The organism is Streptomyces sp. AC558_RSS880 (assembly GCF_019049255.1).
Classification (GTDB): Bacteria; Actinomycetota; Actinomycetes; order Streptomycetales; family Streptomycetaceae; genus Streptomyces.
Genome location: NZ_JAGMUJ010000029.1, coordinates 292,271 through 316,463, shown reverse-complemented (window position 1 = coordinate 316,463; position 24,193 = coordinate 292,271). Strand labels below are relative to the sequence as shown.

Here is a 24,193-nt window from a genome sequence, read left to right as displayed (position 1 = left end):
CCCCGGCCACCACGATGCCCGCAGCGCACCAGGCTCCGGCGACACGGATCGTCCCTCGTCGACGCGGACACCGTCGTCACCGCGACGTGCCGGACCGCGCCATGGCCTGCGGCCCGCCCGCCTCCGTCGCCGGTTGGCGGCCGCGGATCCTGCGGGCCAGACCGACGAGGACCGAGCGCAGCGCCTCGGCCCGACGGCTGGACGGGACGAACATCTGCTGCTTGAGCCGCGCGGTGCGCTGGTGCTTGGTGATGAACGGACGCAGCCCGGCCTCCCAGGCGTCCAGGGCGGCGGCGAGGTCGTCGGGGTGCTCCTGCAGGGCCGCGCCCAGTGCGGCGCCGCCGCGCAGCGAGGACGAGGAGCCCATGCCCGAGTAGAGGTTCATGCACCAGGCCGCGTCCCCCACCAGCACGACCCGCCCCGTGCTCCACCGCGGCATCCGCACCTGGTGCACCGAGTCGAACAGGTGGTCAGGGGCCTCTTCCAGGGAGTCCAGGACGTGGCGCACCACGGGGTCGTCCATCCCGGAGAAGACCGCGCGCAGCCGCTCGACCCGCGACCCGCTGAACTGCTCCTGGATGTCCCTCGTCCGGTAGGTCAGCAGCGCGGTGGGCGCGTGGTCGGCGAGCCCGAACACCCACACCGCCCGCTTGGCGCGCGCGATGATGATGCTGTCGCTCGCCTCGTACGTGGGCACCTGCTCCTTCAGCTGGAAGGCGCAGATCATCGCGTTCCACGTGGTCAGGTGGTCCTCGTGCGGACCGAACGCGATCCGGCGCACGCTCGAGCGCATCCCGTCCGCGCCGACCACCAGGTCGAAGCTCTCGCGGTACTGCTTCCCGGTGCCGGCGTTCTCGAGCAGGACCCGCACCTCGGCAGGACCCTCGGTGATCTCGACCGGAGTGGTCGCGAACCGCACCTCGACACCCGTGATGCTCTGCCACAGCGCGGCCTCGATGTCGCCGCGCAGCACCGCTGCCGGCCCTCCGGGCTGGTCCAGGAATCCCAGAGCCGGCCTGCGCCTGCCCCGGCGATCCACCGACCACGCATTCGTGCCGGCCGCCCGTTCCGGGTTGCGGGTGTGCAGGTGGTCGGCGATGCCCAGGTCGACCGCGGCCTGCCGGCCCTCCGGGAACAGCCCGACGAAGTAGCCCCCGGTGCGCCGCTCGGGCGCCCGTTCGACGATCACCGGCGTCCAACCGGCCCGGCGCAGCCCGATCGCCGCGGACATCCCCGCGATCCCGAGCCCCACCACCAACGCCCTCTTCCGCATGGCCGTCACCGCGCCGTGCCGGACGGGACAGCGGCCGCCGCCGCGGTGAACTCCGCCGCCAGCCGGCGGTGGACGACCCTGCGGACCAGATCGAGAACGCCCGAAACCAGCACCTGGACCGGGCGGCTGGACGGTACGAACCGCTGTTGCTTGATCCGTGCGGAGCGCCGCTGGCTGGTGATGTAGGGACGCAGGCCGGCCTCCCAGGCGTCCAGGGCGGCGGCGAGGTCGCCGGGGTGCTCCTGCAGGGCCGCGCCCAGTGCGGCGCCGCCGCGCAGCGAGGACGAGGAGCCCATGGCCGAGTAGGTGTTCATGCACCAGGCCGCGTCCCCCACCAGCACGACCCGCCCCGTACTCCACCGGTCCATCTTCACCTGGTGGATCGAGTCGAAGACGTGGTCAGGGGCCTGCTCCAGGGAGTCCAGGACGTGGCGCACCACGGGGTCGTCGTCCATCCCGGAGAAGGCCGCGCGCACCTGCTCGATCGACGACCCGGCGAACCGGTCCGGGATGTCCTCGGTGCGGTAGGTCAGCCACGCGCAGGGCGCGTGGTCGGCGAGTCCGAACACCCACATCGCACGCTTGGGGCGCGAGACGATGATGCTGTCGCTCGCCTCGTAGGAAGGCACCTGCTCCTTCATCTGGAACGCGCAGATCATCGCCTTCCAGTTCGCCAGGTAGTCCTCGTCCGGACCGAACACCATCCGGCGCACGCTCGAGCGCATCCCGTCGGCGCCGACCACGAGATCGAAGTCCTCGCGGTACTGCTTCCCGGTGCCGGCGTCCTCGAGCAGGACCCGCACCCCGCCGGCGCCCTCGGTGATCTCGACCGGAGTGGTCGCGAACCGTACCTCGACCGCGTCCTCGGTCCCGTCGCCGGTGATGCCCTGCCACAACGCGGCCTCGATGTCGCTGCGCAGCACCGCTGCCAGCCCGCTGGGCGCGTCCAGCAGTCCCAGAGCCGGCTTCCGCCTGCCCCGGCGATCCACCGACCACGAGTTCCCGCCCGGTCGCCATTCCGGGTTGCGGGTGTGCAGGTGGTCGGCGATCCCCAGGTCGGCCGCGGCCCGCACACCCTCCGGGAACATGAAGATGAAGTAGCCCCCGGTACGTCGCTCGGGTGCCCGTTCGACGATCACAGGCGTCCAACCGGCCCGGCGCAGCCCGATGGCCGCGGACATCCCCGCTATCCCGAGCCCCACCACTAATGCCCTCTTCTGCATGGCTTTCCTTTCTCCGATCACGTTCTGATGAATGGATGGCTCAATCCGGCACGACGACGGCGCGGCTGCGGCCGGTGTGTGCCCATGCCTCACCGACCCGGCTCAGCGGGAACGCGGTCCAGGGCAGTTGCAGGGGCCCGACGGCGAAGCGGGCCATGACTTCGGGCGCCTCGGCGAGCGTCTCCCCGGCTGACCGCGGTCCGACGCCGCTCCCGGTGATCCGGATTCACCGGCCGCGCAGCAGGTCCGCGGGCAGCGACGCCTCCAGGCCCGCGAGCGAGCCGATCCACACGTAGGCCGTATTCGCCTCGGTGTCCTCGCCGCTGCGGCCCAGCGCGGCGAAGGCGGCCTCGGTGACGGGCCCCCACAGGCAGTCCGGCACGAGACCGGGCGATGTCTCGGACACCGCATCGGCCAGAGCCTGCTCCAGACCGTCGGGCCCCTCCTGGGCCGGCGACACGGTCGTCGCTCCCGCGCCGCGCAGCCGCTCCAGCTCCTCCGGATCGCGCCCGGCCGCGATGACCCGCTCCTCCCCGAACGCCGGCGCCCCCTGCACGGCGAGGCTGCCCGACATCCCGTGGCGCCCAGCACCAGCACGGTGCCCAACGCCCCCACTTCCTTGCGTCGCGCGGTGAGAACCATCCAGCCCGACGGGCCGGGGTTCATGCCCGCGGCGATCGCGAGTGGATCCGCCCCCCGCCGGACCTCCGCCTGGAAGGGAGCGACCAGCCGCTCGGCCATCGTCCCGAAGGGCGGACGCGCGCACCCGGTGCAGACCAGTCGCCCGTACCGGCGGATACCTCAGCCGGCCACGGCCGTAGTGCCGCCAGGTGGTCGGCCCGCGCACGTGGTTGTCCAGGCCGGCTCCGACGAGGTGCAGGGGCCCGGAACCGGGCGGAACCGTCGGCTCGGGCAAGTCGGCGCAGACGGGCGACGCATCGGGGGCGGTGACGACTGCAGCACTCATCACGGGCTCTCCTTAACTAAGTTCAGCGCCGTAGCCAGCATGCCTGAACACTGTTAAGGTGTCAATCATGACCAAGGGCATCACCCGGGAGCAGATCGTCACGGCGGCGCTCGAACTCCTCGACGACCAGGGCATGGACGCCCTCACCGTCCGCGCGCTCGCCTCCCGGCTGGACGTCCGCGCCTCCGCCCTCTACTGGCACGTGCGCAACAAGCAGGAGCTGCTCGACGAAATGGCCACCGAGGTCATGCGCCGCGTGGCCGGCGCCCTCGCCGCGGTCCCGCCGGGCGACGGGTGGCGCGACGACCTCGCCGCCTACTCCCGCGTGCTGCGCTCGGAGTACCTGCTCCACCGCGACGGGGCCCGCATCTTCAGCGGCACCCGGATCACCGACCCGGACGTGGTCCGCATGAAGGAGCCGTTGTTCGAACGCTGGACCGCGTCCGGCTGGAAGCCCGCCGACGCGGACGACGCCATCGACCTGGTCACCGCGTTCGTCGTCGGCTTCGTCATTGAGGAGCAGGAGAGGCGCCAGGCCGCCGGGACCGATCCGTCGCGCTACTCGATCGACCAGCGCGACGCCTGGCTCGGCGAAGGTGCGTCACTGGTCAAGGAGGCCGGGCACCTCCACGACGACGGCGACCGGCGGTTCGAACGGCTCCTCGGCATGGTCCTCGACGGGATCGCCGCCCGGCTGGACACGTGACTCACCCGCGCCTGCGCACCAGCACCGTCGCGAGCACCGCGGCCGCGACGAGCGCCGCGTCACCCATCAGGATGTAGAGCCGCACCCCGGCCAGGGAGTTCGCGGCGACCCACCGCGACGAGCGAGTCGGTGGCTGTCGCGTTGAGCGGCATCACGCCGACGAAGTTGAGCGCGACCGACCCGACGCAGAGCACGACCGCCACCGGGCCGCCGATCGCACCGTGGTTTTCGGGCGGTGTCATGACGGTCGCGCGCACGCTGCTCGCCGGGATCGCGGTGGGGCTGTTGGCCACGTTCGTCCCGTCGCAACTGGCGCCACTGATAGGCCGACTTCCGGCTCCCCCACAGGCGCCGTGCCCTCCAACGGCTTGATCTTCTGCTCGAACGACTCAGCCGCCTGCATCCGCACCGACTCACGGCGCCGACGTCCCGCGACAGTCGGCCCGCCCCCATCCGCATATCTCACACACCACGGGATACAGCCACCGCCCCAGGCCCATCAGGGACTTCGCCGAACCTGGCGAGCCGAAGTCAGTGGCGCAACCATGACACGCGAGACGCTTCAGGGAAGGGAACACTGGCCAGACGCCCGAGCGGCCCCTTCCGATGGGCCACCCGCCAGGACACCAGGAGGAGGCACTCCCGCATCGGCCGGATCAGCCCGAAACGCCTTCGAACAACGATCAGTTACGCTGACCACCGCGGCACGAACCGGTGTCCACGATCTCGGGTCAAGCCCCAGGCAGTAGGAGGCGGGACCATGACCGCGCTTCCACAGATACCAACGCGCAACAAGGGGAAAGGGTAGTCATGAACCTGGCATTCAAGACCTCGTTAGCAGGAGCAGTCCTCGCCTCCACCGCCGTACTGGCGGCTCCGGGAACCGCATCGGCTGATGAACCCGTGACCCGCTGTGAAGAGGGCCAGATCTGCCTCTATGACGGCCACAACCTCACCGGGAGCAACCTGCAGCTCCAGTATCGGGTGGACATCCCCAACATCGGCTGGGCGTGGAACGACCGAGCCAGCTCGGTGTGGAACCGCGGCGAGGGGTTCGTCTGCATCTACACCGATGCCGACTACCGCGGCTACCACTACACCATCCCGCCGGGTGAGAAGCAGGAACTTCTGTTCCTCTACGACAACGCAGTGAGCTCCCTTGAGTACGGTGGCTGCGGGGGCTGAGCCGACTGGCTGACCGAACCCCTCAACCGCCCGCCCCGCCAGGACCGCTGGGAGGCCGGACCGGACCGGGGGCCGCTGGGCACCGGACCCACTCCCGCCGACAACCCTGGCGAACCGGAGCCGCGTCCGGCCGCCGGACGCCGCGTACTCGGGGCCGGCCCCGCCCCCCTGGTATGAAGCAGCTCCCCACCCTGGGTCGACGTGGGGAGCTGCTTCACGTCGGCGGGTCTGCGCTGTACTCCCACCTGATCACCGTCGGTCTGTCAAACGAGCGGCTCTGTCCCGTAATCGAGGGACGAAGGGTGACGGTTGTCGTTGATGTTGCATGCGAGATGTCAACGAGCTTGTGGGTGTGGTGTTTTCGGGACTGGCGTTGCTGGTCGTAGAGGGTGGCGGACGAGGGTGAGGTCATCCGGGTGCGGGCCCGGACACGGGAGGAGCCGGTGCGGTGCCCGGTGTGCGGGCAGCCGACGGGGCGGGTCACGGCATCCACCGACGTACGATCGCGGACGTGCCGGCGGACGGCGGGCGGGTCGTGGTATCGGTGCGGGTCCGGCGCCTCGCCGACCAGGTCGGTGAGGTGTGAAGGAGTTGGCGGACCGGGCGGGCGCCCGCCTCTCCCGTGTCCTGGCTGCGGCGATATCCCGCTCGACCGCCCTGCGACTTATGGCCCGCCTGCCCTTGCCCGTGGTGCGGGTGCCGCGCGTCCTCGGCGTCGAGGACTTCGCGCTCAAACACCGCCGCCGCTACGCGACCGTCCTGATCGATGCCGACACCGGCGAACGCATCGACGTACTCCCGGGCCGTGGCGCCGACGCCCTGGAGAGGCGGCTGCGCAAGCATCGTGGTCTCGAGATCGTCTGCCGCGACGGCTCCGGCGCCTACGGCGAGGCCGTGCGGGCTTCCGCGCGCGAAGCCGGGCAGCTCAGAAGCGTGCCTCGCGGGCGTACGCGGCGCGGATCCGCTCGGCGATCCGCAGGGGCGCCGTGGGGCGGACGCCGGTGGTCCTGCCGCTTCGGGGCTTCCCGTCCTGCCCGGGGACGATCTCCCGCGGAGCGGCGGGAGCAGCGCTCCCGGATTCCCCGCCGGGTTCGTCGTCGGCGGCGTGCTGCCCCGCCCCGGCCGGTACCGCCGCGTCCGCCTGCTCGTCCTCCACCGCCGCCGGGTCGACGGCGGCGGGCGTGTAGGGGGAAACGCCGGCTCCAGGCTCGGGCTCGAGGGCCGGTGCGGGAAGCTGGGGCACGGCGATCTCGGGTGTCAGGTCGGTGAGGCGGCGTTTGGCCTGGAAGGCGGTCAGGCCCTGGTCGTGGAGGACCCGCACGAGGTACTCGATGTCCTCGGGCAGAGCGGGCCGGGCGCCGGGGTCCAGCGCGAGCATGCCGGTGATCAGGGGTCCGAGCTCAGGAGGGAGGCCCGTCAGATCGGGAGGGGTCGCCGGGTCCTCGATCTTCAGAGCGACGGCCTGCCAGGTGGGCCCCTCGTACGGGTAGTGTCCGGTCGCGGCGAACAGCAGCACCGCGCCCAGCGCGTAGACGTCCGCCGACCGGTCCAGCTGGTGCTCGCCCCGGGCCTGTTCCGGCGACATGCACAGCACGCTGCCGACGACGAAGCCGGTCGCCGTCAGGGTGGTGCGGCGCTCGGCGAGCACGGCGAGACCGAAGTCGATCACCTTGGGGCCGTACCGGGACAGCAGGATGTTCTGCGGCTTGAGGTCACGGTGGAGCAGCCCCGCGTCGTGCACCGTGCCGAGGCCCTCCGCCAGCAGCGCCCCGAGGCTGGCGGTCCCGGCGAGCGGGAGCGGGCCGTGCTCGGTGACGAAGGTGCGCAGATCCGGCCGCCGCTGGACCACTGAGCGCCTTCCGACCTCACGCTGACGTGTGGTGAAAAACGAGAACGGTCTTCACGATGTCGGTGATGCGGTTGGTGCCGCAGCGGAGTTTCCGCAGCAGGCGCCGGCCCTCGAGCGTGGTCATGGCCTGCTCGCCGACGCAGCGGATCTTGGCGTGGGTGGTGCTGTGCCGGCGCTGCCACCGCTTGAGCCGTCGGCCGCGGAACGGGACGCGAACGGGGCGGTCGGCGCCCTGGCAGGCCTTGAAGCGCCCCGTGAAGCAGGCATGTCGATCCGTCGGACTTGCCGTCGGCGTACCTCTTGCCGTGCGCGCGGAAGTCGGTGTGTGGCCCCGGCCACCCTTGTGGGGTGACCGGGGCTCTTCCGCTCGGGCAACGGCGCTGTGAAAACCGGGCGGAGTCGGCGGATTTCGCGATGCTGGTCGTGTCTGCCCTCGCCGGAGCCGGGCATCCGGCGAAATGCCGCGAGAGCGACCGGCTGGCCGGCTTGGAGCAGTAGCACTCCGCGGTCGGCGCCGGGCCGGGCTCACGTCGTGGGCATGAATTCGGGCAGGGTGAGGGCCGAATGGGCCGGTCGTCCCTCCGCGGAGGGAATGGCGCCGAGTCCGCGCAGCCTGCTGTTGCGTTCCTCCAGCGCCTGGGGGGTGGCCGGGAAGAGGGTGGCACCGCCCTTGCCGACCAGCGCCTGGTTCACGGTCACGAAGTTCCGGGTGTCGTGTTCGTAGGCGGCGAAGCCCGCGGCGTGGTCCCGGTCGGCCAGGGAACCGGCGAGCATGTACGCGCCGACGAGTGCGAGGCTGGTGCCCTGTCCGGTGAGGAACGAGGGCGCGTACGCGGCGTCGCCCACCAGCGCGACCCTGCCGCTGGACCAGCGGGGCATGCGGATCTGGCCGACCGCGTCGAAGAACACGTCGTCCGCGTCGCGCATGGCGGTCAGCATGCCCGGGACCTCCCATCCCGCGTCGGCGAAGACCGTGGCGACCAGGTCCCGTTGGGATTCCGGGTCCCGGAACGCGCCGAACGGCGGTTCCGGCTGGGCGAAGTTCAAGAAGGCGTGCACTTCGTCGTCGTCCTCCACGGCGTAAAGAGCCGCGGCCCTGCCCGGGGCGTTCCACATCACGGTCTCGTGGGAGAGGCCGAAGGTGTTGCGCATGGTGAACACGGCGAAGCAGTAGCCGAGATAGTGGTGGAACTGCTCTTCGGGGCCGAACAGCGTCTCCCGGGTACGTGAGTGCATGCCGTCCGCGCCGAAGACCATGTCGAAGGTGCGCCTGCCGCCCCCGCGGAAGGTGACGTCGACTCCGTGGCCGGTCTGGTCGAGGGTGTCGATGGAGTCGTTGAACAAGAACTCCACGTCGTCACGGACCGCCGTGTGGAGAGCGTCGGTCAGATCCCCGCGCCGCACCTCCAGGTCCCGTCCCGCGACACCGCCGGTGACGGTGTGCGGGTGCAGCGAGGCCACCTCGCCGCCGTCCCCTTCGAGGAAGGTCAGGCGGCGCAGGTCGATGTGCGCGTCCCGCAGTCGCGGCAGGATCCCCATCCTCCGGACGACCTCCAGTGCGGTGCCGCGCACGTCGATGGGGTAACCACCGCTGCGCGGCGCGCCCGCCTTCTCCACCAGCGTGACCGCGTATCCGTAGCGGTTCAGCCAGAACGCGAGGACGGGACCGGCGATGCTGGCCCCGGATATCAGGACCGTGCGCCTCGGCGTGGTACGGACATCCGTCGGATGGTCGGTGAGGGTCATTCCTTGACTCCTTTGTTCATGGTGCGGACGACAAGCAGGGACAGCACCGCGACGACGCCGGCGATGAGGAAGCCGGTGGTGAAGGCCGATTCGGCCGGGACCTCCGACCCGGAAGGGGTTCCCGAGGTGAGGAGCGCGCCGCCGAGCATCCCGCCCATGGCGGAGCCCAGCACGCGGGCCACCAGGACCAGGCTGGTGGCGATGCCGGTGTCGCCTTCATCGACGGAAGAGGCGATGCCGGTCACCATGGCCGTGACGCACAGGCCGTTGGCCAGCGCGATCAGCGCCTTGCCGACGACGATGTGCCAGACCTCGGTGTGTGCGGCCGACAGGGCGAGCAGAGCGGCGGCCATGATGACGGTCGCGGTCATGGCCACGGCACGCGAGCCGAAGCGCCGCTCCCCGATCCCGCCGAGCGGCCCGGCCAGCGTCGCGGCCACGGCGCCGGGCAGGAGGATGAAGCCGATCTCGGTGGGACCGGCCCCGAATCCGTATCCGTCGCCGGACACGTCGAGCAGCTGCGGAACGAGATAGACCCCCGTCGCGGTACCGAGGCATATCACGAACGTCGCCACACACGACTTCCAGATCACAGGCCGTGCCAGCATGCGCAGATCGACCATCGGCGCGGCCGCACGGCGTTCGACGGCTGTCCATCCGGTCACGAAGGCGGCCAGAACGACGACGAGGGCGCCGAGCACGAGTGGTTGCGAGCCGGCCTCGGGCGCCAGCGCGAACACGAGCATGAGCGTGACCAGGATCCCGCTCAGGAGAAGCAGGCCGGGCCAGTCGATCCCGGCATCGTCCGGCCGGCCCGGCGGATCGGACGGCATCAGCCTGTTCACCAGCAGGGTGAACCCGATGACCGCGAACGTCGGCACCGCGAACATCCAGTGCCGGGAGAACGCTTCCGCGACGGGTCCGGCCGACAGCAGTCCCACCATCGAGCCGCCCACGAACATCCCGCTGACCAGCCCGATGGCCGCCTTCGACTCTCCCGCGGGGAGGTGTTTGCGCACCACGATGAACGACAGGGGCAGCGCGCCCACCATCGCCCCCTGCAGGATCTGACCGAGCAGCAGCACCGGCAGGTTGGGCGCCAGGGCGGACACCAGTCCACCCACCGAGACCACCGCCATCAGCCGGATCAGGACTCGTTTTCCGCCGTAGCGGTCGCCGAGCTTGCCCGCGAACGGTGTGATGAGCGTGCCGGTGATGGCGAGCACGATGTTGAGGAGCGCCCCTTCGGCCGGACTCATGTCCAGTTCGCGTTGCAGGAGCGGGAGCGTCGGTGACACGACCGACTCCAGGGCACCGGTGGAGACGGCCAGCATGCCGAGGGCCGCGACAGCGGCCTTCCCCATGCGGACCGGGGGAGCCAGGGCTGTGGTCATGAGCGTCCTTTCCGTTGTTGCCGGGCGAGTGAGGGGCCGGCCGTACGCGCAGCGCTGCCGCCCGCGCGGGCCGTCGACGGCGCGGTCGCGGAGCCGCTCGTCGGGGACGTGGCCGATCCGGTCGTGGCTGCCGCCGCGTGGTCGACGGAGTGAGCGGAGTGAGCGGAGTGAGCGGACGCGTGGCCGAGGCCGCTCACGGCCGGCGCGACGAGTGCTGCCGCCACCACCGCGAGACCTTCGTGCACCCGGCACAGCGCCGCGCCGGTGACCGCGCCGGCGATGATGAGCGCGACGGCCGCGGCTCGCCGCAGTGCTGCCCCTTGACGGCGGGCCGCTCCCGGCCGGGAGCGGCCGCGGGGCCGGTCGGCGTGGAGGCCACGACCACGGTGGTGAACGACTCCCGGCCCGTCCGCGTGCGCTACGACCAGCGGCGCAGCGCCGCTCGGGCCGGCAGTGTGACAGCGAGCAGTGCCAGGCCTCCGGCGGCGGCCGCGAAGGATCCGTACACCAGCGGGGGCACGTACGGCGCCTCACCGGTCACGCCCCTCATCATCGGGATCAGCGTGGCCGCGGCGATCGCGGAGCCGAGGACCAGGCCCACCGCGGCCACCAGCAGGCCCTCCCAGCGGAGCATCGTCATCACCTGGCGCCGGGTGGAGCCGACGAGGCGCAGTGTGCCCAGTTCGCGGCGGCGGTCGAGGACCGTCATCACCAGGGTGTTGACGGCGGCGACGGCGGCGAAGCCGCCGAGGACCGCGGCCATGGTGTTGTTCATCCAGGCGCCCAGCTTCGCGTCGAGGTTCTGCTCGGTGGCGTAGCCGGAGGCGTCGGTCACCTGGCCCAGGGCCGTGAGCGACTGCTGCGAGCCGCCCCGTACCAGCAGCGTGCTGTCGAAGCCGGAGGTGACGTGCCCGTCCAGGGTCGCCCGGTCCATGGTCACCGTGGCCAGGCCGAGGCCGCGGCCGTAGACGGCGACGATCTCGGGGCCGGCCTCGGTGCCGTCGGGGAGGTAGAGCGGGAGTCGGTCGCCGACGCCGACGTCCGCCGAGTTCGCGAGGGTCTTGTCGATGGCGATACGGTCCTTGCCGAGCCGGTCGAGGCTGCCTTCGCGTACGTCCAGGTCCTGGACCTTCGCGAGCTCGGCGCCGGAACCGGTGACGCCCTGGGCCGCCGCGCCCTGCAGCGACTTGAACTCGCCGGAGCCGATCGGCACGAGCACCTGTGTGTTCAGCAGTCCGACGGCCGCGTCCACACCCGGTGCGCGGGCGGCCTGTGCGACCGCGTCCACCGGGAGCCCCGCCGGGTCCGTGACCACGTGGTCCGCGGTGAGGCCCGCGCGCAGTTGCTTGTCGGCGGCGTGGGTCTCGCTCGTGTGCATGAACACGAGGGTCGAGGCGAAGGCCACGGCGAGCACGATCGGGGTGATCGCGGAGGCGAGGCGGCGGGCGTTGGTACGGGAGTTGGCGGCCGCGAGCTCGGCCGCCGGGCCCGCGCCGCGCAGCGGGAGGCCGAACAGGCCCGCGCACAGCCGGGCCACCAGCGGGCCGAGCAGCCCGACGGCGAGCATGAAGAGCATGACGACACCGAGGGCGGCGCCGGCCGCGTCGTCCCCGGCGGAGTTGGCGGACACGCCGGTGAGGATCGCGCCTCCGACGAGGGCGCCGACGCCGAGGAGGGTACGGATCAGGCCGGGCCGCAGCCGCTCCACCGACGCCTCCGACAGCGCCTGGCCCGGCTTGATCCTCGCGGGCCGGCGCCCGGCCGTCCAGCCTGCGCCGAGCGCGGTGAGCAGCCCCATGACGACGGCGGCGAGCAGCGGGAGCCCGGAGACGTGCAGGTCCACGGCCTGTGGGATGGCGCCGCGGTCCTGTAGCTGCCCGAACCACCAGTGCGCGAGCCCGATGCCGGGCAGGCAGCCGACGATTCCGGCGAGCGGCGCGACGAGCAGTGCTTCGGAGGCGACCGCTCGGCGGATCTGCCGCGGGGTGGCGCCGACGGCGCGCAGCAGCGCGAACTCGCGGGAGCGCTGACCGACCGAGAGCGCGACGGTTCCGGCGGCGGTGAAGACCGCGACGATGGCGGCGATGCCGCCGAAGGAACCGCCGATTCCGAAGAGCGTCACCTTGGCGTACCCGAGGCCCGGGTCCTCGACGGCACCGCGGTCGTCACCGGTGTGGACCTGGGCGCCGGAGCCGGCCAGGGCCTTCTTCACGGCGTCGGCGAGGGCGTCGGTGTCGGTGCCGTGCTTCGCCAGCACGACGACGGCGTCGGCCTTGCCGGGGTGCCCGGCGAGCGTGGGGGCCTGGGCGTCGGCGAACCAGGCCAGGGCGCCCGCGGCGCCGGTGTTCCGGGCGGTGTCCGCGGGTCCGGCCTTGGCGACGCCGGCGACGCGGAAGTCCTGCCGCCCGGCGGCGGTCTCCAGCACGACGGTGTCGCCGACGGCGGCCTGCGCGGCGCGGGCCGTACCCGCGTCGAGCACGACTTCGCCCTCGCGGGGCGCGGAACCGGTGGTCAGCGAGGTGCCCGTGAAGGTGTGCGAGCCCCATCCGTGCGCGGTGAGCACACCACCCTCAACGGGCAGTTCACGAGCGCCGGAGCCCGCACCGTCGTCCGTCGCGCGCACCGGGAAGGTGAAGTCCGCGACGGTGGTGGCCGCACCCGGCGCCTCGGCGGCCTTCACCGCCAGCCCGGCGTCCATTCGTGCCGTGTCCGGCAGCGGCGTCGCCTCCTTCTCGCGGTCCTCGCCGCTGCCGGTGACCACGTACTCGTACTGGTCGGCCGCCGCGACGACCGGCGCGTTCGCGTACCGTTCCGGCGGCACCGAGGCGCGCAGGCCGGTCTCGAGCAGGATTCCGCAGGCCGAGACGATCAGTGCGGACATCAGCAGCGCGAGGAAGGTCCCCGCGAAGGACGCCGGCTTGAAGCGGACGGCCTCACGGGCGAGTCCGTTGGGGCGCCTCATGCCGCCACCCTCGCGCTCGCACCCGCGTGGGAGGTACGGGAGGTGAGCACGGTCATCCGGGCCGCGATCTGCTCCGCCGAACCGCGCTCCAGGCGGTCGGCGAAGGCGCCGTTCGCGAGGAACAGCACGCGGTCGGCCCAGGCGGCCGCGGCCGGGTCGTGGGTGACCATGACGACGGTGGCGCCGAGGGTGTCCACCGCGTGCCGGAGCAGGCCGAGGACCTCGGCGGCGGTGCCGGTGTCGAGGGCGCCGGTGGGCTCGTCCGCGAAGATCACGTCGGGGGCGGTGACCAGGGCGCGGGCGACGGCCACGCGCTGCTGCTGGCCGCCGGAGAGCTCGCCGGGCCGGCGCTTCGCCTTGTCGGCGAGCCCGACCTGCGCCAGCACCGCGGCCGCCCGGTGGCGGTCCTGGCGCTGCCCGGCCAGGCGCATGGGCAGCAGGACGTTCTGCTCCACGGTCAGCGACGGCAGCAGGTTGAACGCCTGGAAGACGAAGCCGAGGCGGCTGCGGCGCAGCTCGGTGAGCTCGTTCTCGCTCATCCCGGTGATCTCCGTACCGCCGAGGCGCACGGACCCCTCCGACGGCCGGTCGAGCCCGGCGGCGCACTGCAGGAAGGTGGACTTGCCGGACCCGGACGGGCCCATGACCGCGGTGAACGTGCCGCGCGGGAGGCCGAGGTCGACGCCCGCGAGGGCGTGCACGGCGCCCGCGCCCCGGCCGTACTGCCGCCGGACACCGCGCAGTTCGACGGCGAGACCGGGTGTGGCGGCCGGGGCCGGGACCTCCGGTCGTTCGTCCGTCTTCTGCCGCTTGCTGCGTAGCCTCATGTTCCGCCCTCTCGCGATCTTCTCGTGCTGACAGGAGGGAGTGTGCGAGGACGGCTGCGTGCCCGGCGTCATACCCGGGAGCCAATGTGGAGGTGATACCGCGGTAGGGGGTGGAGGAGGGACGGCAGGCCCTCTCCGTCGCTGGTGCTACCGCCGGGGCCTGGGGGGCGAAGCGCGGCCTGCGCCGGACTGAGACACCCGGGCTCGGAGCCGGCAGGAGAGCCTGGGGAAGGATCGACCGGGCTGCCCCCGGCAGCCACCATGCCGGGCAGCCACCATGCCGGGTGGGAAACGCCCACCCCGCCCCGGGAACACGGAGCGAACCGCCCCGAACAGGACCACGACCCGTCAGGCGCGGATCAGGGAGACCGGCACCGGCACCAGCACCAGCACCAGCACCAGCACCAGCACCAGCACCAGCACCAGCACCAGCAGCGTGCGAGCACCAGGGCCGCAGGAGGCCCCTCCGTCTCCGACGGCGACGTGCGCGCGGTCCCGGGGCGCGGTCCCGGTCGGGGGCCGTCCTACTCGCCCGGGGCCACCAGCCCCGATTCGTAGGCGAAGACCACCGCCTGGGCGCGGTCGCGCAGGTCGAGCTTGGTCAGGACGCGGCTCACGTGTGTCTTCACCGTCTGCTCGGCCAGCACCAGCGTCTGCGCGATCTCCGTGTTGGACCGGCCGCGGGCCACCAGGGTGAGGACCTCGGTCTCGCGTTGCGTCAGGGCCTTGAGCCGCAGCGCGGGCCTGCCCCGGGTGGCGGGACGCTGCCGGGCGAAGTCCGCGATGAGGCGGCGCGTCACGGAGGGGGCGAGCAGCGCGTCGCCCGAGGCCACGACGCGTACCGCCGCGATGAGGTCGGTCGGCGGCGCGTCCTTCAGCAGGAAGCCGCTGGCGCCCGCCCGCAGCGCCTCGTAAAGCGGCGCATCCGTCCGTCTCCCTCTGTCTCGTCCGTGGTGACGGGGAGGAAGGTAGGAAGGCGGTGGAGGGCGGAACGTCACCCTGGGGAGCCAAGTCGGGAGTGATACCCCGGTAGGGGGTGGGTGAGCGCGTGTCTCTTCGATGGCCGGTCAGCCGATCGGATGTGTCCGTCCGACCAGTGATCGCCGATGAGAGCCCGTCGGGATGATGCCGTCGACGTGCCGGCCGAGGTCGGTGCCGGCCACCGGGACGCGCCGGGCCGCCCGGGCGGTCCGCGAGGTGCTGGAGGAGGAGGTCACCTGGGTCACCCGGCAGTCCGGGGCGTGTTCCAGGATGCGGCGGGTGGCCTCCAGGCCGTCCATGTTCGGCATGCGGATGTCCATCAGCACGATGTCCGGCTGGAGTTCGCGTGCCGCCGCGACCGCTTCCGCCCCGTCGGCCGCCTCACCCACTACCTCGATCCCGCGGGCGGTGGGAATCATCCGGAAGCCGGTTCTGATCAGTGTCTGGTCGTCGGCGACGAGCACGCGGGGCCGGTGCCCGGCTGCGCCCGGTGTCATGGGCGGTCCAGGGGAATGCGGACCCGGACGCGGTAACCGCCGCCGAGGCGGCGCCGGTCGTCCCGTGGTCGGGCCACGGCCGCCGGGACCCGAGGACCGGTATCGATGTCAGTGGCGGCTGCCACACTCGGCCCGTGACCGAGGAGACCGAAAACCGCTTCGACTGGCAGCAGTTCCTCCGGCGTTGGCAGGAGGAATGGGTCCCGGACGAGGACGACATGGAGGACCTGACGGAGGGCGGCATGACCCTCGCCGACCTGGCGCTCGCCGCCCCGCCCGCGGCCGAGGCGGAGATAGCCGCCGCCGAGGAGCGCCTGGGAGCCCGGCTTCCTCCGTCCTACCGGCGGTTCCTCGCTGCCAGCAACGGCTGGCGGCTCGACGGGGGATCCGTCTACCGGCTGGGCGCGGCCCACGAGATCGACTGGTTCGGGGATCCGTTCGGCATGACCGCGAGCTACCAGGAGGCGCTGACCGAGCGCTCGACCGAGCAGGAGGTGCTGCTGGCCGGGATGTGGCGGCGGGCACTGCGACTGGAGACCGACTCGGACATGTCCTACGCCCTGCTGGACCCGGGCGACACCGACGAGGACGGCGAGTGGGCCCTGTACGTCTACAAGGGGTGGAGCGGCGAGTTCCCGGACCGGTATCCGTCGTTCCGCGCCTACATGCAGCGGATGTACCAGAGCTTCCACTCCGAACGGGCGGGCCTCCCCGGCTTCGTGAACGACACCACCCGCGCCCTGGACGCCGACGTGGAGCGTGCGCGGGAGGAGGCCATGGGCGGGAGGTGGGAGACCGCCCGGGAACTGCTCACCGAGGCGGAGCGGTACGGGCGGCCCCGCGCCCGGGGCATGCTGCAACAGCTGGCGGCGCTGTCGCACGGCGTCGGGCACGGGTACTACGGCTTCGGTGAGCTCGTCGCCGATCCGCGCTGCACGGGCGAACTGGTGCCCGTGATGGCCGCCGCGCACCTGCGGGACGAGCGTCCCGGCCGCGGGCCCCACCGGTTCGTGCTGGGCACCGAGACCGACGACGGCGTCACGGCGGCCGCGGACGAGATCCTGGCCCGGGTGCGCGACCGCACCTACCGCTACGCGCCGGAGGGTGCCTTCGGACAGGCGGTGGCCGAGGCGTGGGAGTCGGCGAGGTGGGGGGAGACGGACGCGGCGTGGCGGGTGATCCGCGCCGCGCTGCCGTCGTGGTCGCCGCCGGTGCCGGACCTGCTGGCACCGGTCGGTCTGCTGGGGGACCCCGTCCTGGGTCCGGTGGTGACGCGGGAGCGCGGACTGGAGCTGCTGGCCACGCCCCGGGCCGGCCGGCCGGGCCCGGTGCCCGATCCGGTGCCGGACCTGGATCCGCCGGGACTGTGCTGGCTGGCGGAGACTCTGCGGTGGAACGCCCCGTACGGCTCCTACCGGTGCCTGTGGGTGGAGGACGCGGAGCCGGAGTCGCTGCCCGGCCTGGTCGGGGAGGACGGGGGTGTGGGCCTGACCGCGCCGCCCGTCCGCCCTGCCGGGTGGTTCCCCCACGACGGCAGGCAGCGGGACGACTCGGCGCCGTGGGAGGACCGGGCCGTGGTGGCGGTGGGCCGGACGGGCTCCGGGTGGGCGTTCGGCTTCGACACGGCCCCGCGGACGTCGGGGCCCGGGAACTTCTTCGTCTCCCCGGCCGCCGCCGCCTCGCGCGGCGGCCGCGCGGTGGTGCTGTGGGTGCGCGGCACTCGCGACGGCGGTCTCGCGGTGTTCCACCTGTCGGTCGCCGAGCGGGGCGAGCAGCTGTACGCGTACACGCTGCGCGGCACGGACGTCGAACGCTCGGGGCCGGTGCCCGGGGCCCTCGATCCGGAACGGGTCCTGCGCGGCGTCGGCGAGGCGGACCGCCAGCGGTGCCTGCTGGCCGCCGTACAGGACGAGTTCGGTCTGTCCCTGCCCCGGCACGCCCTGGCCGAGGGCATCCTGCCGCACCTGACCACACGGTCCTGGAACCGCGCGCCGCGGGAGGGCGAGCCCTACGCGTACGCAACGATCAGTCTCGGACGGTCCTGAAGCCGCACGCGGCTCTCGCCAGACACGCCACACTCCTAGTGTCCACGCGAGGGATAGCATGTTGACGACGTAAACGCACGGAAAGGAACCTCCTCGAAGTGTGAAGGTGTACGCTCCCTGCGAGATGTACCCGTCTCGCACGAGACGGGCGGAACTGGGGAGGGGCGAGTGGGCCTGGAAACGGTCGGCGGGCGGTTCCGGATCACGGGGGCCGTGGGGCGCGGCAACATGGGGGAGGTGCACCGGGCCGAGGATCTCGACGCCGACCCGGACTCCCCCCACCGCCGGGTCGCCGTCAAGACCGTGCTGCGCGGCCGGACCGGGATCGCGGTCGACACCTCGGGGTCAGGCAAGGAGATCGACCGCTTCCGCCGCGAAGTGCGGATCATGCGGATGCTCTCCCAGGGCCACCCGAACCTCACCCTGCTGATCGACGGCGGCGTGGACGACACACCGGGCGCCGGCGGTCTGCCCTACCTGGCCATGGAGCTGCTGGACGGTCACCCGCTCGCGGACCTCATCGACGAGGAGCCCCAGCTCCCGGTCTCCTGGACCGCCGCGATCGGGGCGCAGATCGCGGCCGGGCTCACCGCCGCGCACACCGCCGGGGTCGTCCACCGCGACCTGAAACCGGCCAATGTGATGCTGACCGGCGACGGCACCGTCAAGGTCCTCGACTTCGGCATGGGCTCGATCGTCGACGACCCCGACCAGACACGGCTGACCAGCACGGGCGTCAGCCTCGGCACGGCCCGCTACATGGCGCCCGAGCAGTTCCGCGCCGAACGGGTCTCCGCCCCGGCCGACCTCTACGCGCTCGGCTGCATCCTGTACGAACTGCTGACAGGGCGGCCGCCGTTCTCCGCCCGGACCCACTACGAGCTCTCCGAGCAGCACCTGCACGAGCGGCCGCCGCGGTTGACCCTGGTCCGCCCGGACCTGCCCGCCGGTCTTGTCCGGCTGGTGGAGCGCCTCCTGGAGAAGGACGCCGAACTGCGGCCGGAGAACGCCGCCCTGGTCCGTGAGGCGCTGGTCCCGCTCGCGCTCGCGCCGGACGCCACGGCCGCCCTGCTCGCTCCGCACTGGCGGGCGATGGACCCGGTGGCGCGGCTGCGCGCCCTGCTCCCCGAGCCCGCCCCCGCCGCGCCCGCGCCCGTGCCGCGCAGACAGCCGCGCCTGCCCGAGGCGATGGACGTCTTCGGCATCCACGCCGACCTGATCGCCGAGTACGAGAGCTTCACCAGGAGCGGGACGGTGATCCGGGACGCCCGGATCGAGGGCTTCGTCGCGGACGACCTGAAGGCGAAGTCGCAGTGGCCCGACCCGTGGCTGTCGCTGAACCCGTTCTTCGCCGACGGCGGCCAGGTCACCGACCTCGTGCGGGACGGGGTGCTGCACCCGAGGTGCGCGGAGATCTTCCAGGCCGGGAAGAAGGAGACCTCGCCGCGCCCGGACGGCCGGCCGCTGACCTTCCACCTCCACCAGCGGCAGGCGATCGAGGCCGCGCGGGCGGGCGACTCCTACGTCCTCACCACCGGTACCGGTTCCGGCAAGTCCCTGTCGTACATCGTCCCGATCGTGGACCGGGTGCTGAAGGAGCGCCGGGCGGCGGGACCGGACGCCGGGGGCCGGGTGCGCGCGATCGTCGTCTACCCGATGAACGCGCTGGCCAACTCGCAGCTCGGGGAGCTGGAGAAGTACCTGCGCCACGGCTTCGGGAAGGGCCGCGAGCCGGTCACCTTCGCCCGCTACACCGGCCAGGAGACCACCGAGGAGCGCCGCGAGCTGCGCAGGAACCCTCCGGACATCCTGCTGACCAACTACGTGATGCTGGAGCTGATGCTGACCCGGCCGGACGACCGGTCCAGCCTGATCCGCATGGCCGAGGGCCTCCAGTTCCTCGTCTTCGACGAACTGCACACCTACCGGGGCCGGCAGGGCGCCGACGTGGCGTTCCTGATCCGCCGGGTCCGCGAGGCCTGCCGGGCGTCGGCGTCCCTGCAGTGCGTCGGCACCTCGGCGACCATGTCCACCGAGGGCTCCTGGGAGGACCAGCGGCGTGAGGTGGCCAAGGTCGCCGGGCGGCTGTTCGGTACGACGGTGCTGCCGGAGCGGGTCATCGGCGAGACCCTGGTCCGGGCGACCGACGAGGCGCCGGAGACCGTTCCCGCCGAGCGGCTGCGGGTGCCGGCGGCGCCCCGCTCGTACGAGGCGCTGACGAAGGACCCGCTGGCCCGCTGGGTGGAGTCCCGGTTCGGACTGGAGCGCGAGGAGGGCACGGGGCGGCTGCGCCGCCGCGCCCCGGGCACCGTCGAGGAGGCGGCGGCCGAGCTGGCCGCCGCGTCCGGAGTGGCCGAGGAGAGCGTGCGCGAGGCGATCCGCACGACCCTGGAGGCGGGGGCGCAGGCCAAGCACCCGGTGACGGAGCGGCCGCTGTTCGCGTTCCGGCTGCACCAGTTCCTCTCCAAGGGCGACACCGTCTACACGACGCTGGAGGATCCGCTCACCCGGCCGCTGACCCGCACCTACCAGCTGGAGCAGCCGGACAGCGACGGCAAGCCGCTGTTCCCGCTGGCGTTCTGCCGCGAGTGCGGCCAGGAGTACCTGACCGTCTGGCGCACCGAGGAGCACGGCGCGTTCCGCTACGAGCCGCGCCGGGACACCTCCGCCTCCGGGGGCCGCGAGGGCGAGGGATACCTGTACCTGGGCATGCCCGGGCAGGACTACGAGTGGCCGGCCGACCCGCAGAGGGCCGTGGACGACCGGCGGCTGCCGGAGTCGTGGCTGGAGCCGGACGCGCGGGGCGTGACGGTCGTCAGGAAGTCCCACCGGCCGCACGTGCCCCAGCGCGTCGTCGTGGACGCCTACGGCGTCGAGTCGGGCGAGGGCGGCCTGCCGGCGGCATTCGTGCCGGCACCGTTCCTGTTCTGCGTGCACTGCCAGGTCTCGTACGAGCAGACGCGCGGCCGGGACTTCGCCAAGCTGGCCACCCTGGACCAGGAGGGCCGTTCCTCGGCGACCTCGCTGATCTCCGCGTCGATCGTGAGGTCCCTGCGGGCGGTGCCCGAGGAGAGCCTGGGCAAGGAGGCGCGCAAGCTCCTCACCTTCGTCGACAACCGGCAGGACGCCTCCCTGCAGGCCGGGCACTTCAACGACTTCGCCCAGGTCACCCAGTTGCGCGGCGCGCTGTACCAGGCCGCGGTGCGGGCGGGCGAGGAGGGGCTGCACCACGACGACCTCGCCGAGGCCGTCACCGAGGTGATGGGGCTTCGGCCCCACGAGTACGCGGCCGGTACGCGGCTGGCCCCGTCCATGGAGCGGCGGGCGGCGAAGGCCTTCCGGGACGTCGTCGGACACCGCCTCTACCGCGACCTGGAGCGCGGCTGGCGCATCACGATGCCGAACCTGGAGCAGACGGGGCTGCTGCGGATCGACTACGAGGACCTGGACTGGATCGCCGCCGATCCCGGGTCCTGGGAGTCGTCCCACGCCGTGCTGCGCGACGCGGACCCGGCGCTGCGCGAGGAGGTCGCCCGTACGCTGCTCGATCACATGCGGCGGGCCCTCGCCATCGACGTGCAGTACTTCCGCGACGACTTCGACACCCTGCGGCGGGCCAGCGAGGAGCGCCTCACCGGGCCGTGGGTGCTGGGCGACTCCGACCAGCCGGCCGTCGGCACCGCCTACCCGTACGGCTCGCGGCCGGGCATGGAGCGCTCCGCGCTGTTCCTGTCGGCGCGCGGCAAGTTCGGCAAGTACCTGCGGCGGAACATGCCCGGACTGCGCGAGGGCTCCGCCTCCCTGGACGACGTCCAGTGCGTCATCGAGGACCTGCTGAAGGTGTTGCGGGACGCGGACCTGGTGCGCGAGGTGGAGGCGGCCCCCGAGCGCTCCGGTCCGGCCTTCCGCCGCCGCGCGGCGGAGAAGCGCACCGGCTACCGGGTGTCGGCCGCCGCCCTGGTCTGGCGGGCCGGTGACGGCGAGCGGGGCGCGGTCGATCCGCTGGCGCGCACGTACAGCAGCGGCGAGGGACCGCGCGTCAACCCGTTCTTCCGCGACCTGTACCGGACGGCGGCGGCCGAGCTGTCCGGCCTGTTCGCGCGGGAGCACACCGCGCAGGTCGCGCCGGAGGACCGGCTGGAGCGCGAGAAGCGGTTCCGTGACGCCGAACTGCCCCTGCTGTACTGCTCGCCGACGATGGAGCTGGGCGTGGACATCTCCTCGCTCAACGCGGTGATGATGCGCAACGTGCCGCCGACCCCGGCGAACTACGCGCAGCGTTCGGGCCGGGCGGGCCGCTCCGGCCGGCCCGCGCTGGTGACCACGTACTGCGCGACGGGCAACAGCCACGACCAGTACTACTTCCGCCGTTCCCAGGACATGGTGTCGGGGCAGGTGGCCCCGCCGCGCCTGGACCTCGCCAACGAGGACCTGGTCCGCTCCCACCTCCAGGGCATCTGGCTGGCGGAGACCGGCATGAGGCTCGGCACCGCGATCCCGGACGTCGTCGACGTCGCCTACGACCCCGACGGCGGCGACCGCCCCGATCCGCGGATGCCGCTGCCGCTCCTCGGCGACGTCCGCGACCTGTCCCTGGACGAGGGGGCCCGCAGGCGTGCGGTCGCCGCCGCCCGTACGGTCCTCGCCCCGCTGATCGCGGACTTCGAGGCGACGACCTGGTGGTACGACGAGTGGATCGAGGACCGCGTCGAGCGCGCCCCGAAGGAGTTCGACGCCGCCTTCGACCGGTGGCGGGACCTGTTCCGGGCGGCCGTCATCGACCAGTACGAGCAGAACAGGCGGGTCGTCGACCACACCCTCTCCCCCGGTGAGCAGGGCCGGGCGCGCACCCGCCGCCGGGAGGCCGAGACGCAGACGAACCTGCTGCTGAACCGCTCCGCCGACAGCAAGTCGGTGATGAGCGACTTCAACCCCTACCGCTACCTGGCGTCCGAGGGGTTCCTGCCCGGCTACAGCTTCCCGCGGCTGCCGCTGGCCGCGTACATCCCGCGCTCCGGCAACCGCCGAGGCGCCGACGGCGACTACCTGCAGCGGCCCCGGTTCCTCGCGATCCGTGAGTTCGGCCCCGGCGCGCTCATCTACCACGAGGGCGCCCGCTACCAGGTCACCCGGGTCCAGCTGCCGCCGGACACCTCGGGCGACCTGGCGACGGCGGAGGCCCGGCGGTGCGACGGCTGCGGCTACCACCACGACGTCAAGGCCGGCTCCGACCTGTGCGCGATGTGCGGCGAGCCGCTGCGGGGCAAGCGCACCGGCCTGCTCCACCTGCACACCGTGTACACCACGCCGCGCGAGCGGATCTCCTCCGACGAGGAGGAGCGCCGCCGGGCCGGTTTCCGCCTGGAGACGTCGTACGCCTTCCAGGACCACGGCGCCCGCAAGGGCCGCCTCACCTCGCACGTCACCGACGCGGGCGGCGCCCCCGTCCTCGACCTGGACTACGGCGACTCGGCGACCGTCCGCATCACCAACCTGGGCCGGGTCCGCGACAAGGAGGGCGAGCCGGACGGCTACTGGCTGGACCTGGGCGACGGCCGCTGGCTCAACGACCGGGCCGCCGCGGACGCCGTCGAGGGCACCGGCATGCCGGTGGTCGACGAGGACGGCAACGAGAAACGCCGCAAGAAGCGGGTCCTGCCGTACGTGGAGGACCGCCGCAACGTCCTCGTGGTCACCCTGGACGAGCCGCAGCCCGAGCCGGTGGCGCTGTCGTTCCTGTACGCGCTGGAGCGGGGCGTCGAGGCGGCGTTCGAGCTGGAGGACTCCGAGCTGACGGCGGAGCTGCTGCCGCCGGACGACGGCCCGCGCCGCCGCATGCTGTTCACGGAGGCCGCGGAGGGCGGCGCCGGTGTGCTGCGCCGGATCCGGCACGACGAGGACGCCCTCGCGAAGGCCGCCCGGACGGCGCTGGAGATCTGCCACTTCGACCCCGACACGGGCGAGGACCTGGGCGGGCCGACGGAACACGAGAAGTGCGCCCGCGGCTGTTACACCTGCCTGCTGACGTACGCCAACCAGGGGCACCACCGCCAGTTGAGCCGGCACACCGCCCGCCCGCTGCTGCTGCGCCTGGCCGGCGCCCGCACCGAGCGGGAGGACCGCGGCGAGTCCCGCAGCGAGGCGTTCCGCAGGCTCGCCCCGGCGGCCGGCGGTACGTCCGGGGGCGCTCCGGTGTCCTCGCCGACCCCGGTGGAGGCGGACCTGTCGGCCCTCGTCGCGCGGGGCGACCTGCTCGGCTGGCTGAAGGCGAAGGGCTACCGGCTGCCGGACGAGGTCGACGTCCTCGCCGACGCGGCGGCGGCCCGCCCCGACCTGGTCTTCCGCCTGGACGGCGTCCACCTCGCCGTGTTCGTCGACGTCCCCGGCCGCCCGGCCGACCCCACCCGTGACGTCGAGGCCGGCTACCGCCTGGAGGAGGCCGGCTGGGACGTCGTGCGCTTCCCGACGGACGCGGACTGGGACGCCGTCGTCGACCACAACGCCGGCTACTTCCACCTTCGTTGATCGCCTCACCCCC

General features: G+C 72.8%; 13 protein-coding genes and 2 pseudogenes. 5 read left to right on the top strand and 10 right to left on the bottom strand.

Annotation, left to right across the window (positions count from 1 at the left end; all coding sequences use genetic code 11):
- Window positions 1-76 precede the first annotated feature (76 nt).
- From KUM38_RS11525 to KUM38_RS11515, 3 genes are all read right to left on the bottom strand, one after another.
- Window positions 77-1,273 (bottom strand): FAD-dependent monooxygenase, encoded by a 1,197-nt coding sequence (locus tag KUM38_RS11525; RefSeq protein ID WP_217129210.1) that lies wholly within the window; start codon window positions 1,271-1,273, stop codon window positions 77-79.
- Window positions 1,274-1,278: 5 nt separating this feature from the next.
- Window positions 1,279-2,496 carry an FAD-dependent monooxygenase gene (locus KUM38_RS11520; RefSeq protein WP_217129209.1) on the bottom strand — a complete coding sequence of 406 codons (1,218 nt, stop codon included), beginning with the start codon at window positions 2,494-2,496 and terminating at the stop codon, window positions 1,279-1,281.
- Between the two features lie 226 nt (window positions 2,497-2,722).
- Entirely contained in the window at window positions 2,723-3,070 is a 348-nt protein-coding gene (locus KUM38_RS11515; protein WP_254396989.1) for a hypothetical protein, read from the bottom strand.
- A 460-nt stretch (window positions 3,071-3,530) separates the two neighbouring features.
- On the opposite strand from KUM38_RS11515, the gene KUM38_RS11510 reads away from it, so the two are divergent.
- Window positions 3,531-4,169, top strand: a complete 639-nt coding sequence (locus KUM38_RS11510; protein WP_217129208.1) for a TetR/AcrR family transcriptional regulator C-terminal domain-containing protein — start codon at window positions 3,531-3,533, stop codon at window positions 4,167-4,169.
- A gap of 59 nt (window positions 4,170-4,228) precedes the next feature.
- Here the strand turns inward: KUM38_RS11510 and KUM38_RS11505 are convergent, their stop codons facing one another.
- Window positions 4,229-4,462: a hypothetical protein gene (locus KUM38_RS11505; protein WP_217129207.1), complete on the bottom strand. Its 234-nt coding sequence runs from the start codon at window positions 4,460-4,462 to the stop codon at window positions 4,229-4,231.
- 517 nt (window positions 4,463-4,979) lie between these two features.
- Here KUM38_RS11505 and KUM38_RS11500 point away from each other — a divergent pair.
- Together KUM38_RS11500 and KUM38_RS41745 are read left to right on the top strand one after the other, a co-directional pair.
- The gene (locus KUM38_RS11500; protein WP_217129206.1) at window positions 4,980-5,354 is read left to right on the top strand and encodes a peptidase inhibitor family I36 protein; all 375 of its coding nucleotides are present in this window, start codon (window positions 4,980-4,982) and stop codon (window positions 5,352-5,354) included.
- Between the two features lie 355 nt (window positions 5,355-5,709).
- Window positions 5,710-6,281, top strand: a pseudogene (locus KUM38_RS41745) (transposase family protein); the annotation flags it as partial.
- Here the strand turns inward: KUM38_RS41745 and KUM38_RS42855 are convergent.
- The 6 genes and pseudogenes from KUM38_RS42855 to KUM38_RS43565 all read right to left on the bottom strand — a co-directional run bounded on the left by KUM38_RS42855 (window position 6,280) and on the right by KUM38_RS43565 (window position 15,610).
- A complete protein-coding gene (locus KUM38_RS42855) occupies window positions 6,280-7,203 on the bottom strand; it encodes a protein kinase (protein ID WP_308408946.1) in 924 nt (307 codons plus the stop codon). The pseudogene KUM38_RS41745 and the gene KUM38_RS42855 sit on opposite strands and share 2 nt — an antisense overlap.
- Window positions 7,204-7,728: 525 nt before the next feature.
- Entirely contained in the window at window positions 7,729-8,949 is a 1,221-nt protein-coding gene (locus KUM38_RS11475) for an FAD-dependent monooxygenase (protein WP_217129205.1), read from the bottom strand.
- Complete coding sequence (locus tag KUM38_RS11470) at window positions 8,946-10,343, bottom strand: MFS transporter (protein WP_217129204.1); 1,398 nt, start codon at window positions 10,341-10,343, stop codon at window positions 8,946-8,948. Before KUM38_RS11470 ends, KUM38_RS11475 begins: the two co-directional genes overlap by 4 nt.
- Window positions 10,344-10,761: 418 nt before the next feature.
- A complete protein-coding gene (locus KUM38_RS11465; RefSeq protein WP_217129203.1) occupies window positions 10,762-13,305 on the bottom strand; it encodes an FtsX-like permease family protein in 2,544 nt (847 codons plus the stop codon).
- On the bottom strand, window positions 13,302-14,132 hold the full coding sequence (locus KUM38_RS11460) for an ABC transporter ATP-binding protein (RefSeq protein WP_217129202.1): 831 nt from the start codon (window positions 14,130-14,132) through the stop codon (window positions 13,302-13,304). Before KUM38_RS11460 ends, KUM38_RS11465 begins: the two co-directional genes overlap by 4 nt.
- A gap of 524 nt (window positions 14,133-14,656) precedes the next feature.
- Window positions 14,657-15,610 (bottom strand): annotated as a pseudogene (locus tag KUM38_RS43565) (response regulator).
- A gap of 134 nt (window positions 15,611-15,744) precedes the next feature.
- Between KUM38_RS43565 and KUM38_RS11445 the strand changes: the two are divergent.
- On the top strand, window positions 15,745-17,655 hold the full coding sequence (locus tag KUM38_RS11445; protein ID WP_217129201.1) for an SMI1/KNR4 family protein: 1,911 nt from the start codon (window positions 15,745-15,747) through the stop codon (window positions 17,653-17,655).
- 168 nt (window positions 17,656-17,823) lie between these two features.
- Complete coding sequence (locus tag KUM38_RS11440) at window positions 17,824-24,180, top strand: protein kinase (protein WP_217129200.1); 6,357 nt, start codon at window positions 17,824-17,826, stop codon at window positions 24,178-24,180.
- Window positions 24,181-24,193 lie beyond the last annotated feature (13 nt).

Excerpts from the sequence above, each read along its gene's own strand:
- KUM38_RS11460 (WP_217129202.1), bottom strand. The coding sequence starts at position 14,132 with ATGAGGCTACGCAGCAAGCGGCAGAAGACGGACGAACGACCGGAGGTC.
- KUM38_RS11475 (WP_217129205.1), bottom strand. The coding sequence starts at position 8,949 with ATGACCCTCACCGACCATCCGACGGATGTCCGTACCACGCCGAGGCGC.
- KUM38_RS11515 (WP_254396989.1), bottom strand. The coding sequence starts at position 3,070 with ATGTCGGGCAGCCTCGCCGTGCAGGGGGCGCCGGCGTTCGGGGAGGAG.
- KUM38_RS11520 (WP_217129209.1), bottom strand. The coding sequence starts at position 2,496 with ATGCAGAAGAGGGCATTAGTGGTGGGGCTCGGGATAGCGGGGATGTCC.
- KUM38_RS11470 (WP_217129204.1), bottom strand. The coding sequence starts at position 10,343 with ATGACCACAGCCCTGGCTCCCCCGGTCCGCATGGGGAAGGCCGCTGTC.
- KUM38_RS11500 (WP_217129206.1), top strand. The coding sequence starts at position 4,980 with ATGAACCTGGCATTCAAGACCTCGTTAGCAGGAGCAGTCCTCGCCTCC.
- KUM38_RS11510 (WP_217129208.1), top strand. The coding sequence starts at position 3,531 with ATGACCAAGGGCATCACCCGGGAGCAGATCGTCACGGCGGCGCTCGAA.
- KUM38_RS11465 (WP_217129203.1), bottom strand. The coding sequence starts at position 13,305 with ATGAGGCGCCCCAACGGACTCGCCCGTGAGGCCGTCCGCTTCAAGCCG.
- KUM38_RS11525 (WP_217129210.1), bottom strand. The coding sequence starts at position 1,273 with ATGCGGAAGAGGGCGTTGGTGGTGGGGCTCGGGATCGCGGGGATGTCC.